The organism is Ottowia sp., from assembly GCF_035325765.1.
Lineage (GTDB): Bacteria > Pseudomonadota > Gammaproteobacteria > Burkholderiales > Burkholderiaceae_C > Ottowia.
This window is the reverse complement of the sequence record NZ_DAOKZG010000040.1, coordinates 1-17,231: the sequence shown is the minus strand read 5'-3', so window position 1 is coordinate 17,231 and position 17,231 is coordinate 1. Positions and strand designations below refer to the sequence as shown.

Here is a 17,231-nt window from a genome sequence, read left to right as displayed (position 1 = left end):
GGTGGCCCGACGATGAGCAACAAGACGGCGGGGCCACGCATCCTGGGCGCGGTCGTGGTGGTCGCGATCGCGGCACTGATCTGGTGGTGGTTCGAGCGCCAGAACGCGCTGGTCGTCGGCACGGCACCGCCCGCGGCGCCGGCCCCTGCAGCTTCCGCACCGCAGCAGGAGCCGCCGGCGACGTCGCCCACCGAGCCGGCGATCGAATACCCCGTGCCCGAACCCGACGAAGCTGAAGTGCTGCAGCCCGCGGAGGTCGCCGGCGCGCTGACCGACTGGCTGGGTCGCCGGCAGGCCGATTCCTTCCTGCAGACCGGTGATTTCGCGCGTCGCCTGGTTGCGACAGTGGACAACCTGGGGCGCTCCTACGCACCGGCCTCGCTGTGGCCGGTGAACCCGGCCGAGGGTCGCTTCACGGTGCGGGCCGAGGGGGGCGCCACCGTCATCGCGGCCGACAACGCGAACCGCTACGCGCCGCTGGTGTCGCTGGCCGAAGCCGTGGACGTGCGTCAGGCGGTCGCCCTGTACATCCGCATGTATCCGCTGCTGCAGTCGGCGTACGAGGATCTGGGATTTCCCAAGGCGCATTTCAATGACCGGCTGATCCAGGTGATCGACCTGCTGCTGGCCAGCCCCGAGCCCGCGGCGCCGATCGCCGTCAGGCTGACCGAGGTCAAGGGCCCGGAGCCATCGCTGCGCCCCTGGGTGCGCTACGAGTTCGCCGATCCGGCCCTGGAGGCCCTGACCGCGGGCCAGAAGATCATGGTGCGCGTCGGCGCGGCCAACGAGCGGCGCCTGAAGGCCCGGTTGGCGGCCCTGCGCAAGGAACTGCTGGCGCACGGCGCGCCACCGCGCTGAGCCCAGGCAGCAGGGGCGCCGGCGTCCCGGGCGGCCCTCAACCACGCCGGCCGGGCGCTGCCGCGCGGCCGCCGCGGTGCCGGATGGCCAAGCCTCAACCGGCCTTCTTCTCCCGCGGCACCCGCCCCATCAGGTAGAACTCGGCGTTGGGCATCATGTTGCTGAACGAGGCCATGCGATTGGACAGGCCGAAGAAGGCGGCGATGGCGGCGATGTCCCAGATGTCCTCGTCGTCGAAGCCGTGCGCGTGCAGCGGGGCGAAGTCAGCCTCGTCCAGTTCCTGCGGATGCTGGCTGACCTTCATGGCGAAGTCGAGCATGGCGCGCTGGCGCGCGCTGATGTCGGCCTTGCGGTAGTTGGTCGCCACCTGGTCGGTCACCAGGGGTTTCTTCTCGTAGATGCGCAGCAGGGCGCCGTGCGCGACCACGCAGTAGAGGCAGCGGTTGGCGCTGCTGGTGGCGACGACGATCATCTCGCGATCGCCCTTGGTGAGGTGGCTGGTGCGGCCGGCGCTTTCGGGTTCCATCAGCGCGTCGTGGTAGGCGAAGAAGGCGCGCCACTCGGCCGGCCGCCGCGCCAGCGCCAGGAACACGTTGGGGATGAAGCCGGCCTTTTCCTGCACCGCCAGGATCTGGCGCTTGATGTCGTCGGGCAGGGCGTTGAGGTCGGCAAGCGGGTAGCGGTCGCTCATGGGGCTTCTCCTGGATCGGGTTTCCGGCTTTGTACCACCTCGCGCCGCGGTGGCCGCGCGTGGCACTGATAATCGCAGCTTTCATTGCCGGAGCACGGAGAGCGGCTTGAGATTCCCGATTGCGATGACCCTGGGCCTGGCCACGGTGGCGGTGGTCGGGGTGGCGACCACCTGGGGCACCTGGATCGCGGGCGCGAAGGCGTCGGGCGAGAGCATGGTCTATGAGTCGCTGGCCGAGGGCAGCGGGCCGAGCCCGACCCTCAGCGACGTGGTCACGGTGCATTACCGCGGCACGCTGCAGGAAGGCGGCAAGGAGTTCGACAGTTCATACCAGCGTGGCGCGCCGACCGAGTTTCCGCTGGGCCGCGTGATCCCGTGCTGGTCGGAGGGGGTGCAGAAGATGAAGGTGGGCGGCAAGGCGCGCCTGACCTGCCCGGCCGGCATGGCCTATGGCGAGCGCGGCGTGTCGGGGGTGATTCCGCCCAATGCCACCCTCGTGTTCGAAGTCGAACTGCTGGGCATCCGGGGGCGCTGAGCGGCGCGCAGGGCGGCCCCGAAGGCAGTCTGCCCATGCCGAACGGTGTATCGTTGCAGCCTGGCTGCGCGTTGTCGCATCAAGCGGTTCCAGAACACGGATCACAGACAGGAGAACCATTTCGTGAAGAAGATCTACCCATCGGCCGACGCGGCGCTGAAGGACGTCGTCAGGGACGGCCAGCTCATTGCGGTCGGCGGCTTCGGCCTGTGCGGCATCCCGGAGGCGCTGATCCAGGCGCTGCATGACAGCAAGGTGCACAACCTGACCTGCATCTCCAACAACGCCGGCGTCGATGGCTTCGGCCTGGGCAAGCTGCTGGAGACGCGCCAGATCAGGAAGATGATTGCCAGCTACGTGGGCGAGAACAAGGAGTTCGAACGGCAGTACCTGGCCGGCGAGCTGGAGCTGGAATTCACGCCGCAGGGCACGCTGGCCGAGAAGCTGCGCGCCGGCGGCGCCGGCATCCCGGCCTTCTTCACGCGCACCGGCGTTGGCACCATCGTGGCCGAGGGCAAGGAGGTGCGCGAGTTCGACGGCCACAAATACCTGATGGAGCGCTCGCTGGTGCCCGACGTCTCGCTGGTCAAGGCCGACGTGGCCGACACCAGCGGCAACCTGCGCTTCAACCTGACGGCGCGCAACTTCAACCCGGCCGTGGCGATGGCCGGCAAGATCTGCATCGTCGAGGTGGAGAAGATCGTCGAACTGGGCGAGCTCCAGCCCGACGACGTGCACCTGCCGGGCATCTACGTGCACCGCATCGTGCTCAATGCCCATCCCGAGAAGCGCATCGAGAAGCGCACCCTGACCGAGAAGAAAGGAGCCTGACATGGCCTGGACCAAGGAACAGATGGCCGAGCGCGCCGCGCGCGAATTGCAGGACGGCTTCTACGTCAACCTGGGGATCGGCATTCCGACGCTGGTGGCCAACTACACCGGCGACAAGGAGGTCTGGCTGCAGTCCGAGAACGGCCTGCTGGGCATCGGTCCGTTCCCGACCGAGGACGAGATCAACGCCGACCTGATCAACGCCGGCAAGCAGACCGTGACCACCATTCCCGGCTCGTCGATCTTCGGCAGCCACGACAGCTTCGCCATGATCCGCGGCGGCAAGATCAACCTCGCCATCCTGGGTGCCATGCAGGTGAGCGAGAAGGGCGACCTGGCCAACTGGATGATCCCGGGCAAGATGGTCAAGGGCATGGGCGGCGCCATGGATCTGGTGGGCGGCGTGCCGCGCGTGATCGTGCTGATGGAGCACGTGGCCAAGAAGAAGGACGGCAGCACCGACCTCAAGATCCTGCCCGAGTGCACGCTGCCGCTCACCGGCGTCGGCGTGGTGCACGAGATCATCACCGACCTGGGCGTGTTCGAGGTCACGCCCCAGGGCCTGAAGGTGACCGAACTCGCACCTGACGTCAGCTTCGACGAGGTGCAGAGCAAGACGGGCGTGAAGCTGCTTCAATAATCGAAGCTGCGAGCGCAAGCAGGACAAGGGCGAGCAAACGTTTTGCTCGCCCTTTCTGGTTTTTGATCGGGCCGGGACAGCCAACATCCGTACGCAGAGGATGCAGAGATCACGCAAAGGACGCAAAAGAGAAAGCTTGGAAATTTTTCTGCGTCCTCTGCGCAACCTTTGCGCCCTCTGCGTATGGGTATTCGTGCTTGTGTCGCTGCCGCGCGTGCTGCCTGGCGCGATGGCCATAATGCACCCGCACTGCAACTCGAAAGGACACAGACATGGCATTGAAGGGGAAGACAGCCCTCGTCACCGGCTCCACCAGCGGCATCGGCCTGGGCATCGCCACCGCGCTGGCGCGCGCGGGCGCCAACATCGTGATGAACGGCTTTGGCGATCACGAAGGGCCGAAGGCGCAGATCACGGCGCACGGCGTGCGCGCCGAATACCATGGCGCCGACATGAGCAAGCCGGCCGAGATCGAGGCGATGATGAAATTCGCGGCCGAGAAATTCGGCGGCGTCGACGTCCTGGTGAACAACGCCGGCATCCAGCACGTGGCGCCGATCGAGAGCTTTCCGCCCGAGCGCTGGGACGCCATCATCGCCATCAACCTGTCGTCGGCCTTTCACACCACGCGGCTGGCGATTCCGTACATGCGGGAGAAGAACTGGGGCCGCATCATCAACATTGCCTCGGCGCACGGCCTGGTGGCGTCGAAGGAGAAGTCGGCCTATGTCGCAGCCAAGCACGGCATCGTCGGCCTGACCAAGGTCACGGCACTGGAGCTGGCCACCACCGGCGTCACCGCCAATGCCATCTGCCCGGGCTGGGTGCTGACGCCGCTGGTGCAAAAGCAGATCGACGCACGCGCGGCCAGCGAGAACATCAGCGTCGAGCAGGCCACGAAGGAGCTGCTGGGCGAGAAGGAGCCCTCGCTGCAGTTCACCACGCCCGAGCAGCTGGGCGGGCTGGCGCTGTTCTTCTGTACGCCGGCCGCCGACAACGTGCGCGGTCAGGCCTGGGCGCACGACGGCGGCTGGACCGCGCAGTAAGTCGCTGCGGCCTGCCGTGGGGCCGCGATGGCGCCATCGCCACGGATTGCCGTCCCAGCCCGGGTTGGCGAGCGGACAATGTCCTTGAAGGAACACGCATGACTCCCCATCCGACCCCAACCCCGACCCACGTCCTGCACCGCAGCCTGCGCAGCACGCCGCCGATGGCGGTGCGCGGCGACGGCGTCTGGCTGGAGGACGGTGCCGGCCGGCGCTATCTCGACGCTTCCGGCGGCGCCGCCGTGTCCTGCCTGGGCCATGGCCACCCCGAGGTGCGTGCCGCCATGCACGCGCAGATCGACCAGCTGTGCTATGCGCACACCAGCTTCTTCACCAGTGCGGTGGCCGAGCAACTGGCCGACCAGCTGGTGCGCACGGCGCCCGAGGGCATCAGCCACGCCTACATGGTCAGCGGCGGCTCGGAGGCGGTCGAGGCGGCGCTGAAGATGGCGCGCCAGTATTTCGTCGAGATCGGCCAGCCCGAGCGCAGCCACTTCATCGCGCGGCGCCAGAGCTACCACGGCAACACCCTGGGCGCGCTGGCGGTGGGTGGCAACGAGTGGCGGCGGCGCCAGTTCGGCCCGCTGCTGATCGACGTCACGCACGTGGCGCCGTGCTATCCCTACCGTGAGCAGCGCCCGGACGAAACGCCCGAGCAGTACGGCCAGCGCCTGGCGCGCGAGCTGGACGAGACCATCCAGCGCATCGGGCCGGGCAAGGTGATCGCCTTCGTCGCCGAGACTGTGGGCGGCGCCACGGCCGGCGTGCTCGTGCCGGTGCCCGGCTACTTCAAGGCGGTGCGCGAGGTCTGCGACCGCCATGGTGTGCTGCTGATCCTGGACGAGGTGATGAGCGGCATGGGCCGCACCGGCACGCTGCACGCCTGCAAGCAGGAGGGCGTGGTGCCCGACCTGATGACCATCGCCAAGGGACTGGGCGGCGGCTACCAGCCGATCGGCGCGGTGCTGGCGCAGCAGCGCATCATCGAGGCCATGTCGACCGGCAGCGGCTTCTTCCAGCACGGCCACACCTACCTGGGCCATCCGGTGGCCTGCGCGGCCGCGCTGGCGGTGCAGCAGGTCATCGAGCGTGCCGGCTTGCTCGAAAAGGTGCGGCGTGACGGGGTCACTCTGCAGCAGCTGCTGGCCGAGCGTCTGGCCGAGCACCCGCACGTCGGCGAAATCCGCGGGCGTGGCCTGTTCTGGGGCGTCGAGCTGGTGGCCGAGCGCGCCGGCAAGATCCCGTTCGACCCGGCGCGGCGCCTGCACGCCCGGATCAAGAGCGAGGCTTTTGCGCGCGGCTTGCTCGTTTACCCGATGGGCGGGACGGTCGATGGGCGTTATGGTGATCATGTCCTGCTGGCGCCGCCCTTCATCACTTCGGGTGATGAACTGGCGCTGATTGCCGAGCGGCTGGCCCAGGCCATCGATGCGGCGATCGCGCAGGGATGAGCGTGAGGGGGTTGCGCGCGAATGCTGACTTGTGGCTTGTCGCCCGGCAGCCAGTGGTGCACAGCACCCCACGTGTTGTTCGTTCATCCATAGGAGTCCTCGACGCATGAACCTTCGACCCATTTTCAAGACCGTGGCCGCCGCGGCCGCCCTGTCCACCGCGGCGTTGACCACGCCCGTGGTGGCGCAGCAGAAATTCATGACCATCGGCACGGGCGGGGTCACTGGCGTCTACTACGCCGCTGGGGGCGCCATCTGCCGCCTGGTGAACAAGGATCGCGCCAAGCATGGCTACCGCTGCACGGTCGAATCGACCGGCGGCTCGGTGGCCAACATCAACACCCTGCGGTCCGGAGATCTGGACTTCGGCGTCGCGCAGTCCGACTGGAACTACCATGGCTACAAGGGCACCAGCAGCTTCGAGAAGTTTGGCGCGTTCGACGGCCTGCGCTCGGTGTTCGCGCTGCATCCGGAGCCGTTCACCATGCTGGCGCGCGCCGACGCGAACGCCAAGAACATCGCGGACCTCAAGGGCAAGCGGGTCAACGTCGGCAATCCGGGGTCCGGCACCCGCGCCTCGATGGAGGAACTGCTCGCAGCGCTGGGTTGGAAGATGTCCGACTTCTCGCTGGCCTCCGAGCTGAAGGCCGACGAGCACGGTGCCGCGCTGTGCGACAACAAGATCGATGCCTTCTTCTACGGCGTCGGCCACCCGAGCGCGAACATCCAGGACCCGGTGACCACCTGTGGCGCCAAGCTGGTGAACATCACCGGCCCGGCGATCGACAAGCTGGTGGCCGACAATTCCTACTATGCCAAGGCCATCATTCCGGCCGGCCTCTACAAGGGCAATGACCAGGACACCCAGACCTATGGCGTGCTGGCCACCTTCGTGACCACGGCCAAGGCACCCGACGACCAGGTCTACACGCTGGTGAAGGCGGTGTTCGACAACTTCGACGAGTTCAAGAAGCTGCACCCGGCGTTCGCCCACCTGAACCCGGAGAACATGGTCAAGGACGGCCTGTCGGCGCCGCTGCACCCGGGTGCCGAGAAGTACTACAAGGAAAAGGGCTGGATCAAGTGATCCGGCGCGCCTGAGCAAAGCTCCGGCCATGCACGCCCCATGCTGATACACAGCGGCATGGGGCGGTTTTGTTGCATGGCGACCACTGGAAGAACCACATTGCAGGTGCGGAGAGGAGAGGGATGACGCAAGGCAAGGATGACGCCGCGGGCGGGATCGACGTCAACAAGCTGGTCGAGGACAGCGACACCGGCGCCCGCAACCCGGGCCCGATGGTGGCGCGGCTGATGCTGGTGCTGGCGATCGCGTGGTCGCTGTTCCAGCTCTGGATCGCCTCGCCGCTGCCATTCACGCTGCGCATCGGGATCTTCAACGACACGGAAAGCCGGGCCATCCACCTCGCGTTCTCGGTCTTCCTGGGCTTCCTGGCCTATCCGGCCACGCGCTGGTCGCCGACCACCCGGGTGCCGATCACCGACTGGGTGATGGCACTGGCGGGCGCCTTCTGCGCCGCCTACCTGTTTTTGTTCTATCGCGAACTGGCGACGCGTCCCGGCACGCCGACGCCGATGGACGTCTACGTCTTCATCGTCGGCATGGTGCTGCTGCTCGAGGCCACGCGCCGCGCGCTCGGCCTGCCGATGGTCATCGTGGCCCTTGTGTTCCTGGGTTACACCTTCGCCGGTCCCTACATGCCGGACATGATGGCGCACCGCGGCGCCTCGCTGGACCGGGCGGCCTCGCACTTCTGGCTCACCACGGAAGGCGTGTTCGGCGTCGCGCTGGGGGTGTCCAGCGGCTTCATCTTCCTGTTCGTGCTGTTCGGCTCGCTGCTGGACAAGGCCGGCGCCGGCAACTACTTCATCAAGAGCGCGTTCGCCCTGCTCGGCCACATGCGCGGCGGGCCGGCCAAGGCGGCGGTGGTGTCGTCGGCCGCCACCGGCCTCATCTCGGGTTCGTCGATCGCCAACGTCGTCACCACCGGCACCTTCACCATCCCGCTGATGAAGCGCGTCGGCTACCGCGGCGACCAGGCCGGCGCGGTCGAGGTCTCGTCCTCGGTGAACGGCCAGATCATGCCGCCGGTGATGGGGGCCGCGGCCTTCCTGATGGTGGAGTTCGTCGGCATCTCCTACGTCGAGGTGATGAAGCACGCGATCCTGCCGGCGCTGATCTCCTACATCGCGCTGTTCTACATCGTGCACCTGGAGGCGCTGAAGGCCGGCATGCAGGGCCTGCCGCGGCGCAAGCAGTCGACCGTGACGCAACGCCTGGTCTCGTTCGTCACGACCGTGAGCGGCTTCATCATCCTGTCGGCCCTGACCTACTACGTGGTCGGCTTCATCAAGTCGATGGCGGGCGCCGCCGCCGTGCCCATCATCTCGGTGCTGCTGCTAGCCGCCTACCTGTTCCTGCTCTGGGTCAGCTCGCGCCAGCCCGAGCTGGAGATCGACGACCCGGACTCCCCAGTGTTCGAACTGCCCGAGACCGGGCCCACGGTGCGCTCGGGCCTGCACTACCTGCTGTCGGTGGTGGTGCTGGTGTGGTGCCTGATGGTCGAACAGCTCTCGCCTGCGCTGTCGGCGTTCTGGGCCACGGTCTTCATGATGTTCATCATGGTGACGCAAAAGCCGATCCTGAACGCCATGCGCGGCCGCGGCGACATCGGTGCCGCGACCTGGTCGGGCGTGCGCGACCTGATCGACGGACTGGCCACCGGCGCGCGCAACATGATCGGCATCGGCCTGGCCACCGCCGCGGCCGGCATCATCGTCGGCACCGTCTCGCTCACCGGCGTCGGCCTGGTGATGACGGAGATCGTCGAGCTGCTGTCGGGCGGCAACCTGATGCTGATGCTGATCCTGGTGGCCGCCATCAGCCTGGTGCTGGGCATGGGGCTGCCGACCACGGCCAACTACATCGTCGTCTCGACGCTGATGGCGCCGGTGGTGGTCGAGCTCGGCGCGCAAAGCGGCCTGCTGGTGCCGCTGGTGGCGGTGCACATGTTCGTGTTCTATTTCGGCCTCATGGCCGACGTCACGCCGCCCGTGGGCCTGGCCTCGTTCGCGGCCGCGGCCATCGCCAAGCATGATCCGATCCAGGTCGGCATCACGGCCTTCTACTACAGCATGCGCACGGCGATCCTGCCGTTCCTGTTCATCTTCAACACGCAACTGCTGCTGATCGGGCTGGTGGGACCGCTGCATACCGCCATGACCGTCGCCATGGCGATCGTGGCCATGCTGGTGTTCGCGGCGGCCACGCAAGGCTACTTCCTCACCAGGACCCGCTGGTGGGAGGCTGTGGCGCTGCTGCTGGTGTGCTTCACGCTGTTCCGTCCCGGGTTCTGGATGGACAGGCTGCACCCGCCCTTCGAGCAGGTACAGGGGCAGGCCCTGCTGGAGCAGATCGCCGACGCACCCGATGGCGCCGACAAGCGGGTCTGGATCGAGGGCATCAGCCTGGAAGGCAAGGACGTGCGCAAGGGCGTGCTGCTGCCGCTCGGCCCCCGCGGGGGCGACTACCGCAAGCGCCTGGCTGGCATCGGCGTGACGGTGATGCCCGATGGTGACGAACTCAGCGTGATGGCGGTGCGTTTTGGCAGCGTGGCGGAAAAGCTGGGACTGGAGCAGGGTTTCCGGATCACCTCGATCGAGGTACCGGTGGCGCGCCCGGCGAAGGAATGGTTCTACCTGCCGGCCCTGGTCCTGCTGGGCCTGGTGATGTGGCTGCAGATGCGGCGCATGCAGCGCGGCGACGGCCAGTCCGGCACGTCCCTGCAGTCGGCGCTGCAATGACCCTGGAAACAGCGGTGGACCGCTTGCGACCTTCTCCAAACCCGCATGGCCATGGACGTTGGTGGCTTCTCTCCCGTTCACCACACATGGGTGAGCACGCCACACGCCCGCCAGCACCACTCTCGCCGCGCCATGCGTCGTTGATCTTCCTTGCAGGCGCTGCCTGCCGCGTCCTCCCGCCTCGCCGGACACGCCGACAGCGGCACGGGCGGACGCGTCCAACTGCGGTTTCCAGGACGACGTCAGCGCGGGCCGGCTTCCAGCCAGCGTGACCAGGTCGCGTCCGGTGGCGCGGCCAGCACCAGCGGCGCGCCGCTTGCGGGGTGCGCCAGCTCCAGCCGCAGCGCGTGCAGCCACAGGCGCGAGATCCCCAGGCAGCTCGCGACGGCGCGGTTGAGCGCACCCTTGCCGTAGCTGGCATCGCCCAGGATCGGGTGTGCCATGTGCTTGCAGTGGCGCCGCAGCTGGTGGCGCCGGCCGGTTGCGGGCTGCAGTTCGACCAGGGCGCAGCGCGTATCCGGGAAACCGCGGTCGGGCAGGGGCAGGACGTGGCGCGCCAGGGTGTGAAACTGCGTGAGGGCCGGCTGTTCCCGGATGCCGCGTGGGCCGCGCGCGTCGTCGGGCAGGCGTCCCAGCGGGTGGTCGACGGTTCCGGCTGCGGGCGGCCAGCCGCGCACCACGGCCAGGTAGGTCTTGCGCACCTGGCCGGCCTCGAACGCCAGCGCCAGCGCGTGAGCGCTGGCGGCATCCAGTGCGAACAGCAGCACGCCACTGGTGCCGCGGTCCAGCCGGTGCACCGGCCAGACGCGACGGCCGACCTGGTCGCGCAGGCGCTGCAGCGCGAACCGCGTTTCGCCCGCGTCCAGGGCGCTGCGATGCACCAGCAGGCCGGCGGGCTTGTCGACGGCGATCAGATGCGCGTCCTGGTACACAATCGGCAGCATGCTGTTCCTATTGTCTCCCGCCAAGGCGCTGGATTATGAAACGCCGGTGGCGCCCGAGGTGGCGCACAGCGCGCCGCTGTTCCTGCGCGAAGCCGAAGCCCTGATCGAGGTGCTGCGCCCCCAGTCCCCGCAGCAGATCGCCTCGCTGATGAAGTTGAGCGACGCGCTGGCCCAGCTCAACGTGGCGCGCTACCAGGCCTGGAGCCCGCGCGCGACGGCGCGCAACAGCCGCCAGGCGGTGTTGGCCTTCAACGGCGACGTCTACGAGGGTCTGCAGGCCCGCACGCTGAGCAGCACCGAGCTCGACTGGCTGCAGGAGCATGTCTGCATCCTCAGCGGCCTGTACGGCGTGCTGCGCCCGCTCGATCGCATGCAGCCCTACCGACTCGAGATGGGCACGCGCCTGGCCACGCAGCGCGGCGGCAACCTCTACCAGTTCTGGGGCTCGCGCATCGCCGACTACCTGAACCAGCGCCTGGCCGGCGACCCGGCTCCGGTGGTGGTCAACCTGGCGTCGCAGGAGTACTTCAAGGCGGTCGATCGCAAGGTATTGCGCGCGCGCGTGGTCGACTGCGTGTTCGAGGATTACAAGGGCGGCCAGTACAAGGTCATCAGCTTCCTGGCGAAGCGCGCGCGGGGCCTGATGACGCGCTACGCGGCCACGCAGCGGGCCGCCACGCCGCAGGCGCTGGAAGGCTTCGATCTCGAGGGCTACGCGCTCGCGACGGCCGCGTCCGAGCCCGATCGCCTGGTGTTCCGGCGCCGACGCTGACCCGGCAGCCATGCCACAGCAGGTGACGGCCGAACTGCGCCGCTGGATCGTCGAACAGGCTCGGGCCGGTCGCGGCGCCGAGGCCATCGTGCAGTCGATGCAGGCGTCCGGCTGGGACGAGGCGGTGGCCATGGCCGCGCTGGAGGACGTGCTGCGCGGCCACCTGGACGAGCAGGCGCGCGCGCAAGGGCTGCCGCCGGCGCGCGCCGTGCCCGCCCCCGACCTGGCCGAATCGCCGCTCTATCTGGACGGGGGCGATCGGCGTGTGGCGGTGCTTGGCGCCATGGCAGCGCCGCGCATCGTGCTGCTGGGGAGCCTGCTGTCCGACGCCGAATGCGAAGCCCTGATCGCGGCCGCGCGCCCGCGCCTGGCGCGCTCGCTCACCGTCGCGACGCGGACCGGCGGGCAGGAGGTGAATGCCGACCGCACCAGCCGCGGCATGTTCTTCCGGCGCGGCGAGAGCGAGCTGGTGGCGCGCCTGGAAGCACGCATCGCGCGGCTGGTGCACTGGCCGGTGGAGCGTGGCGAGGGCTTGCAGGTGTTGCACTACGAGCCGGGCGCCGAATACAAGCCGCATTACGACTACTTCGATCCGGATGCCTCCGGCACGCCCAGCATCCTGCGCCGTGGCGGCCAGCGCGTGGCCACTCTCGTGATGTACCTGAGCGAGCCCGAGCAGGGCGGTGGCACCCTCTTTCCGGACGTGTTTCTCGAGGTCGCACCCAAGCGTGGCAACGCGGTGTTCTTCAGCTACGAGCGCCCGCATCCCAGCACGCGCACCCTGCACGGCGGCGCCCCCGTGCTGGCGGGCGAGAAGTGGATCGCCACCAAGTGGCTGCGCGAGCGCGAATTCAATTGAGGACGACGATGCAAGTCAAGGCCAACGGGATCGACATCGAGGTCGAGGACAGCGGCGGCAACGGTCCGGCGGTGCTGCTCGTCATGGGACTGGGCATGCAGCTCACCGCCTGGCCACCCGAACTGGTGCAAGCCCTGGTGCAGGCGGGCTACCGCGTGATTCGCCACGACAACCGCGACGCTGGCCTGTCGCGCCAGTTCGACGAGCTGCGGCCGAGCAGCGTGCTGTGGAGCGCGCTGCGCTGGCGCGTCGGGCTGACGGTGCGCGCGCCGTACACGCTGGCCGACATGGCGCACGACGCGCGCGGCGTGCTCGATGCCCTGGGCGTCGCGCAGGCGCACGTCGTGGGCGCCAGCATGGGCGGCATGATCGCGCAGCGGCTGGCGCTGGCCGCGCCCGATCGCGTGCTCAGCCTGACCAGCATCATGAGCTCCAGCGGTGCACGCAACCTGCCACAGGCGCGCTCCGACGTGGCGCGTGCGCTGATGTCGCGGCCGAGCGGACGCAACCGCGAGGCGCTGCTCGACTACTATGTGCGTTTCTTCGGCCTGATCGGCAGCCCCGGTTTTCCGACCCCGCCGGCCGAAATCCGCCAGCGCATGGCGGTGGCGCTCGCGCGCGCCAGCAATCCGGCCGGCGTGCAGCGGCAGATGCTGGCGATCGCCGCCGACATCACGCGGCCGGTGCAACTGGCGCGTGTCAAGGCGCCGACCCTGGTGATCCACGGGCGCGACGACCCGCTGGTGCCACTGGCTGGCGGGCAGGACACGGCACGGCGCATTCCTGGCGCGCGCCTGGAGATCATCGACGGCATGGGCCACGACTTGCCGCCCGGCGTGGTGCAGCGCATCCTGCCGTTGTTGCTGGCGCACTTCGCGCGCTACGATCCCCCCGGAGCGTGCGCATGACCGCCGATCCGTCGCGCGACCCGGGGCTGGTCGGCAGTGCGCTCGGCAAGGCCACGGCCTATGCCGATCAGTACGATCCGGCGCTGCTCTATCCGATCGCCCGCGCGCCGCAGCGCGAACGCCTGGGCCTGGGCACCCAGGTGCCGTTCTTTGGCGGCGACTGGTGGACGGCCTACGAGCTGTCGTGGCTCAACCCGCGCGGCAAGCCGCAGGTGGCGATCGCCCACGTGCTGGTGCCCTGCGAGAGCACGCACATCGTCGAGAGCAAGTCCTTCAAACTCTATCTGAACAGCTTCCACGGCACGGTTTTTGCCGACGCGGCCGAGGTGCAGCGGCGGCTGCGGGAGGACGTCAGCACCGCCATCTGGTCCGGCGGGCCGATGCGTGCCAGCGTCGGCGTGCGCCTGCTGCTGCCCGAGGACTTCGATCGCGAGCCGCTGCACGAACTGGACGGCCTGAGCCTGGACCGGCTGGACCTGGAATGCACGCAGTACGACGCGCCGGCGCCCGAATTGCTGAGCGCGGCCTTCGACGAGCAGCCGGTCGAGGAGACGCTCACCAGCCGCCTGCTCAAGAGCAACTGTCCGGTCACCGGCCAGCCCGACTGGGGCAGCGTCCAGATCCGCTACGCCGGTCCGCAGATCGACCAGGCCGGCCTGCTGCGCTACCTGGTCAGCTTCCGCCGCCACAGCGACTTCCACGAGCACTGCGTCGAGCGCATCTTCTGCGACATCCAGGCGCGCTGCCGCCCGACCCAGCTCACCGTCTACGCGCGCTACACGCGCCGCGGCGGGCTCGACATCAACCCCTATCGCACCAGCCATCCGGGGCCGGTACCGGGCAATATTCGCACCGCGCGCCAGTAAGGGCGCGCCGCAGGCCGCGCCGGGCGGCCGGCGGCGGCGATTGCCCGGACAATCACCATCCCGCCTTGACAGAGAGTAGATCGGCATGACACGCAAGTATTTCGGCACCGACGGCATTCGCGGCACCGTGGGGCAGGAGCCCATCACCCCCGACTTCATGCTGCGCCTGGGCCACGCCGTCGGCCGCGTGCTGCGCCAGCGCGAGAAAGCGCCGCTGGTGCTGATCGGCAAGGACACGCGCATCTCGGGCTACATGCTGGAGAGCGCGCTCGAGTCGGGCCTGATCTCGGCCGGCGCCGGCGTGATGCTGCTCGGCCCCGTGCCCACGCCCGCGGTGGCCTACCTCACGCGGGCCCAGCGCGCCAGCCTGGGCGTGGTCATCAGCGCCAGCCACAACCCCTATCCGGACAATGGCATCAAGTTCTTCGATGCCCAGGGCGCCAAGCTGCCCGACGCCTGGGAACGCGCGGTCGAGGAGGCGCTGGCCGAGGCACCGCACTGGTGCGACTCTGCCGGGCTCGGGCGCGCGCGCCGGCTGGACGACGCGGCCGGCCGCTACATCGAGTTCTGCAAGAGCACCTTCGACCACGCGCTCAGCCTGCATGGCCTGCGCATCGTGGTCGACGCCGCGCACGGCGCGGCCTACCAGATCGCGCCCAAGGTATTCCACGAGCTGGGTGCCGACGTGGTCGCCATCGGCTGCAGCCCGGACGGCCTGAACATCAACGACGGCGTTGGCGCCACCCACCCGGAGGCCCTGGTCAAGGCGGTCGGCGTCTACGGCGCCGACTACGGCATCGCGCTCGATGGCGACGCCGACCGGCTGCAGATGGTCGATGGCCAGGGGCGTTTCTACAACGGCGACGAACTGCTCTACGTGCTGGCGCTGGCGCGCCTGCAGCAGGTGGTCGGCCCGCGTCCGCCCGCGCTGGCGGGCGTGGTCGGCACCCTGATGACCAACCTCGCCGTCGAGCAGGCGCTGCGCCAGCAGGGGTTCGACTTCGTGCGCGCGAAGGTCGGCGATCGCTACGTGCTGGAGGAGTTGCTGCAGCGCGGCTGGATCCTGGGCGGCGAGGGCTCGGGTCACCTGCTGGTGCTCGACAAGCACACCACCGGTGACGGCCTGGTGTCGGCGCTGCAGGTGCTGCAGGCCTGCGTGCAGCAGCAGCGCACCATGGCCGAACTGCTGTCCGGCGTCGACCTCTACCCGCAGGAGCTCGTCAACGTGCGCCTGCAGCCGGGGCAGGACTGGCAGGCCAGCCAGCGCCTGCAGGACGAGACCCGCGCCGTGGAAGCCGAACTGGGCGACCAGGGCCGCATCCTGGTCCGTGCCAGCGGCACCGAGCCGGTGCTGCGCATCATGGTGGAGGCGCGCGCTGCAGCGCAGGCCCGGCAGGCGGCCGGACGCCTGGCGGCGGCGCTGCAGTCATGATGCATGACCCTGAATCCGGCAGTTGACCGCTTGCCTTCTTCACGAGATCCGCATGAACCTTGACTTCCGCTGCTTCGATCACCTCCACCTGTTGGTGCCGTTTTCAGGCTGAATGCGCAACGCCATTCCTTGCCCTTGACGCCAACCGCAGCGCGCATGAAACAATACCGCTCCGCTGGCCGTGGAGCAGGCCATTCCGGGCACCGGTGGCCGGAGTCTCCCTGGCCAGAGGGTGCGTTCCTCTCAGGGGGCCGAGGCCCTCGCGGCTCCGGTCGGGCCTGCGCCGGCGCCTCAGGGGGCCTCAAGCCGCGGGCTCGGGCGCCTTGAACAGGGCAGCGACGGTGCGCTTGTGCTTGATGTTGGCGGAGCGGCCGACGCGGGGGCGTTGCGGCTGGTCCCACTCGGGCCGGTCGTCGTCGGCGGTCGTGCTTTCTTCGTAGGGCTGGTCGAAGAACGGGTCGGCTGCCGGCACCGGTGCACTCGCCGGCGCCCCGGCGCGTCGCTGGCCGCGCACGCGCCGCGCCTCGTCGCGGCTGTCACCGGTCTCCTCGCCCTGCCAGCGGCGACGCCCGTCGTTGCCGCGGCCGGGCGCGCGCTCGCCGTCGAGGTCCAGGTGCTCCAGCTCGACCTTGGTCTTGAGCAGCTTCTCCAGTTCGCCCATCAGGCGCTGGTCGTGCCGCGTCACCAGGGTCACGGCCAGGCCCGAGGCGCCGGCGCGGCCGGTGCGGCCGATGCGGTGCACGTAGTCCTCGGGGTTGAACGGCACGTCGTAGTTGAAGACGGCCGGCACGTCCTTGATGTCCAGGCCGCGCGCGGCGACGTCGGTGGCCACCAGCAGCTCGACCTCGCCGGCCTTGAAGGCCTCGAGCGACTTCAGGCGCTCGTCCTGGCTCTTGTCGCCGTGCAGCGCCGTGGTCTTCAGGCCGTCGCGCTCGAGCGCGCGCGCCAGCCGCGCGGTGCCGAGCTTGCTGTTGCAGAACACGAAGGCCTGGCTCAGCTGCCGGTCCTTGAACACGCGGCGGATGGCGCGGCGCTTGTCTTCCTCGTCGACCAGGTAGAAATGCTGGTCGACGGTCGCGGCCGTGGCGTTGGGGCGCGCCACCTCGATGGTGATCGGGTTGCTCAGGTAGCTTTCGGCGAGGCGCCGGATCTCGGGCGAGAAGGTGGCAGAAAACAGCAGGGTGGTGCGGCTTTTCGGCAGGTGGCTCAGGATGCGCTGCAGGTCGGGCAGGAAGCCGATGTCGAGCATGCGGTCGGCCTCGTCGAGCACCACGTACTCGACCTGGTTCAGCACCGCGGTCTTGGCCTCGATGTGGTCCAGCAGGCGGCCGGGCGTGGCCACCAGCACCTCGACGCCCTTGCGCAGCTCCTCGATCTGCGGCTTCATGTCCATGCCGCCGAACACCACGGCGCTGCGCAGCTGCGTGTACTTGGCGTAGAGCTTGACCTGCTCGGCCACCTGCAGCGCCAGTTCCCGCGTCGGCAGCAATACCAGGGCACGCACCGGGTGGCGCGCCGGCGAGACCGAGGCGGTCTCGTGCTTGAGCAGGCGCTGCAGCAGCGGCAGCGAGAA

General features: G+C 68.9%; 16 protein-coding genes. 13 read left to right on the top strand and 3 right to left on the bottom strand.

The features are described 5' to 3' along the window. The first annotated feature begins 12 nt into the window (after positions 1–12). Complete coding sequence (locus tag PKA16_RS12165; RefSeq protein WP_324403497.1) at positions 13–858, top strand: DUF3014 domain-containing protein; 846 nt, start codon at positions 13–15, stop codon at positions 856–858. Between the two features lie 94 nt (positions 859–952). On the opposite strand, the gene PKA16_RS12160 is transcribed toward PKA16_RS12165, so the two are convergent. Next, positions 953–1,549, bottom strand: coding sequence for a peroxidase-related enzyme (locus tag PKA16_RS12160; RefSeq protein ID WP_324403496.1), 597 nt, complete (start codon positions 1,547–1,549; stop codon positions 953–955). Positions 1,550–1,655: 106 nt separating this feature from the next. Here PKA16_RS12160 and PKA16_RS12155 point away from each other — a divergent pair, with 106 nt between their 5' ends. The 7 genes from PKA16_RS12155 (at position 1,656) to PKA16_RS12125 (ending at position 9,877) form a co-directional block, all read left to right on the top strand. Continuing rightward, on the top strand, positions 1,656–2,084 hold the full coding sequence (locus tag PKA16_RS12155; RefSeq protein WP_324403495.1) for an FKBP-type peptidyl-prolyl cis-trans isomerase: 429 nt from the start codon (positions 1,656–1,658) through the stop codon (positions 2,082–2,084). A 123-nt stretch (positions 2,085–2,207) separates the two neighbouring features. Continuing rightward, positions 2,208–2,915 carry a CoA transferase subunit A gene (locus PKA16_RS12150; RefSeq protein ID WP_324403494.1) on the top strand — a complete coding sequence of 236 codons (708 nt, stop codon included), beginning with the start codon at positions 2,208–2,210 and terminating at the stop codon, positions 2,913–2,915. A 1-nt stretch (position 2,916) separates the two neighbouring features. Beyond that, positions 2,917–3,555, top strand: coding sequence for a 3-oxoacid CoA-transferase subunit B (locus PKA16_RS12145; RefSeq protein WP_324403493.1), 639 nt, complete (start codon positions 2,917–2,919; stop codon positions 3,553–3,555). Between the two features lie 272 nt (positions 3,556–3,827). Continuing rightward, positions 3,828–4,601, top strand: coding sequence for a 3-hydroxybutyrate dehydrogenase (locus PKA16_RS12140; RefSeq protein ID WP_324403492.1), 774 nt, complete (start codon positions 3,828–3,830; stop codon positions 4,599–4,601). A 98-nt stretch (positions 4,602–4,699) separates the two neighbouring features. Further along, positions 4,700–6,052: an aspartate aminotransferase family protein gene (locus PKA16_RS12135; RefSeq protein WP_324403491.1), complete on the top strand. Its 1,353-nt coding sequence runs from the start codon at positions 4,700–4,702 to the stop codon at positions 6,050–6,052. 106 nt (positions 6,053–6,158) lie between these two features. After that, positions 6,159–7,139, top strand: coding sequence for a TAXI family TRAP transporter solute-binding subunit (locus tag PKA16_RS12130; RefSeq protein WP_324403490.1), 981 nt, complete (start codon positions 6,159–6,161; stop codon positions 7,137–7,139). Between the two features lie 122 nt (positions 7,140–7,261). Beyond that, positions 7,262–9,877: a TRAP transporter permease gene (locus PKA16_RS12125; RefSeq protein ID WP_324403489.1), complete on the top strand. Its 2,616-nt coding sequence runs from the start codon at positions 7,262–7,264 to the stop codon at positions 9,875–9,877. Positions 9,878–10,119: 242 nt separating this feature from the next. Here PKA16_RS12125 and PKA16_RS12120 read toward each other — a convergent pair whose 3' ends face one another. Continuing rightward, positions 10,120–10,821: a pseudouridine synthase gene (locus PKA16_RS12120; RefSeq protein ID WP_324403488.1), complete on the bottom strand. Its 702-nt coding sequence runs from the start codon at positions 10,819–10,821 to the stop codon at positions 10,120–10,122. On the opposite strand from PKA16_RS12120, the gene yaaA reads away from it, so the two are divergent. The 5 genes from yaaA to glmM all read left to right on the top strand — a co-directional run bounded on the left by yaaA (position 10,820) and on the right by glmM (position 15,658). Continuing rightward, positions 10,820–11,593, top strand: a complete 774-nt coding sequence (gene yaaA, locus PKA16_RS12115) for a peroxide stress protein YaaA (RefSeq protein WP_324403487.1) — start codon at positions 10,820–10,822, stop codon at positions 11,591–11,593. The two genes, PKA16_RS12120 and yaaA, sit on opposite strands and share 2 nt — an antisense overlap. Positions 11,594–11,603: 10 nt before the next feature. Further along, positions 11,604–12,452: a 2OG-Fe(II) oxygenase gene (locus PKA16_RS12110; RefSeq protein WP_324403486.1), complete on the top strand. Its 849-nt coding sequence runs from the start codon at positions 11,604–11,606 to the stop codon at positions 12,450–12,452. Positions 12,453–12,460: 8 nt separating this feature from the next. Next, positions 12,461–13,360, top strand: a complete 900-nt coding sequence (locus PKA16_RS12105) for an alpha/beta fold hydrolase (RefSeq protein WP_324403485.1) — start codon at positions 12,461–12,463, stop codon at positions 13,358–13,360. Beyond that, positions 13,357–14,226 carry an NADPH-dependent 7-cyano-7-deazaguanine reductase QueF gene (gene queF / locus PKA16_RS12100; protein WP_324403484.1) on the top strand — a complete coding sequence of 290 codons (870 nt, stop codon included), beginning with the start codon at positions 13,357–13,359 and terminating at the stop codon, positions 14,224–14,226. Before PKA16_RS12105 ends, queF begins: the two co-directional genes overlap by 4 nt. A gap of 85 nt (positions 14,227–14,311) precedes the next feature. Continuing rightward, entirely contained in the window at positions 14,312–15,658 is a 1,347-nt protein-coding gene (glmM, locus tag PKA16_RS12095; RefSeq protein ID WP_324403483.1) for a phosphoglucosamine mutase, read from the top strand. A gap of 301 nt (positions 15,659–15,959) precedes the next feature. Here glmM and PKA16_RS12090 read toward each other — a convergent pair. After that, the coding region (locus PKA16_RS12090; RefSeq protein WP_324403482.1) for a DEAD/DEAH box helicase at positions 15,960–17,231 on the bottom strand (1,272 nt) is incomplete at its 5' end.